A 1,590-nucleotide genomic window follows, 5' to 3' on the forward strand; every position below is an offset into this window, starting at 1 on the left:
ACGCGGCGAGCGCGACCCCGGCCGCCATCGCGAGTGCGATGACGGCCGGGACACGGCGACGCCCGGTGGGGGAGAGCTGGCGGTTCGTCGCGGTGTGGGTCATGCGTTCCTGTTCTTCCAGCGGGGGTCAGGCTCCGATGATGAAGGCCTCGAGCTCGGCGCGGGCCTTGTCGTCGGCCATCTGCTCCGGCGGGGACTTCATGAGGTACGCCGACGCCGGCAGGATCGGTCCGCCGATGCCGCGGTCCTTGGCGATCTTGGCCGCCCGGACGGCGTCGATGATGATGCCGGCCGAGTTGGGCGAGTCCCACACCTCGAGCTTGTACTCGAGGTTGATCGGAGCATCGCCGAACGCGCGTCCCTCGAGGCGAACGTACGCCCACTTGCGGTCGTCGAGCCACTCCACGTAGTCGGAGGGGCCGATGTGCACGTTGCGGTCGTGGATCTTGTCCTTGAGGGAGCCCTCGAGGTTGGAGGTCACGGCCTGGGTCTTGGAGACCTTCTTGGACTCCAGGCGCTCGCGCTCGAGCATGTTCTTGAAGTCCATGTTGCCGCCCACGTTGAGCTGGTAGGTCCGGTCCAGGGCGACACCGCGGTCCTCGAACAGCTTGGCCATCACGCGGTGCGTGATGGTGGCGCCGACCTGCGACTTGATGTCGTCGCCCACGATCGGGACGCCGGCGGAGCGGAACTTCTCGGCCCACACGGGGTCGGAGGCGATGAAGACGGGCAGGGCGTTGACAAAGGCGACGTCGGCGTCGATGCAGCACTGGGCGTAGAACTTGTCCGCCTCCTCGGACCCCACCGGCAGGTAGCTGACCAGCACGTCGACCTCGGCGTCGCGCAGGGCCCGGACCATGTCCACGGGCTCGGCGTCGGACTCCTCGATGGTCTGGCGGTAATACTTGCCCAGCCCGTCGAGGGTGGGTCCGCGCTGGACGCTGACGCCGGTCGGCGGCACGTCGCAGAGCTTGAGGGTGTTGTTCTCCGAGGCGTTGATCGCCTCGGCGAGGTCCATGCCGACCTTCTTGCCGTCGACGTCGAACGCGGCGACGAACTCGACGTCCCGGACGTGGTAGTCGCCGAACTTGACGTGCATGAGGCCGGGGACGGTCTGGTCGATCGCCGCGTCCTTGTAGAACTCGACGCCCTGCACGAGCGAGGACGCGCAGTTGCCGACGCCGACGATCGCGACGCGCACCTTCTTGTCGGTCATGGGGATTCTCCTTGTGATGGGTTCTCTGTCTGGATGAGCTCGTTGATCCAGCGCAGCTCGCGCTCGCTGGTCTCGAGGCCGAGCAGGGTGAGCTGCCGGGCGTAGCGCAGTTCGGTCGGGCCGGTCCGGGTGGCCGCGTCCCGTTGGCCCTCGCGCCGCTCCTCGAGGACCCGCCGCCGGCCCTCCAGGAGCCGCACCCGGGCGGGCCCGGGGGTGCGGTCGAAGAAGGCCAGGTGGACGCCGAAACCGTCGTCGTTGAACGACGCGGCCCCGGGCTCGTCGAGCAGGGCGGCCAACGTCTCCTTGCCCCCGGCGGTGATGCGGTAGGTCTTGCGACCGCGTCGTGCGGTGGCCGGCGGACGCGTGGCGGTGGA

The 1,590-nt window shown here is 68.9% G+C and carries 2 protein-coding genes; both read right to left on the bottom strand.

The window, feature by feature from the left end:
• Positions 1–127 precede the first annotated feature (127 nt).
• Positions 128–1,216, bottom strand: a complete 1,089-nt coding sequence (locus G6021_RS12050; RefSeq protein ID WP_182610744.1) for an inositol-3-phosphate synthase — start codon at positions 1,214–1,216, stop codon at positions 128–130.
• The coding region (locus G6021_RS12055) for a PadR family transcriptional regulator (protein ID WP_182641382.1) at positions 1,213–1,590 on the bottom strand (378 nt) is incomplete at its 5' end. The genes G6021_RS12050 and G6021_RS12055, both read right to left, overlap by 4 nt.

It is taken from the genome of Dietzia sp. CW19 (assembly GCF_014145265.1).
GTDB classification, from domain to species: Bacteria; Actinomycetota; Actinomycetes; order Mycobacteriales; family Mycobacteriaceae; genus Dietzia; species Dietzia natronolimnaea.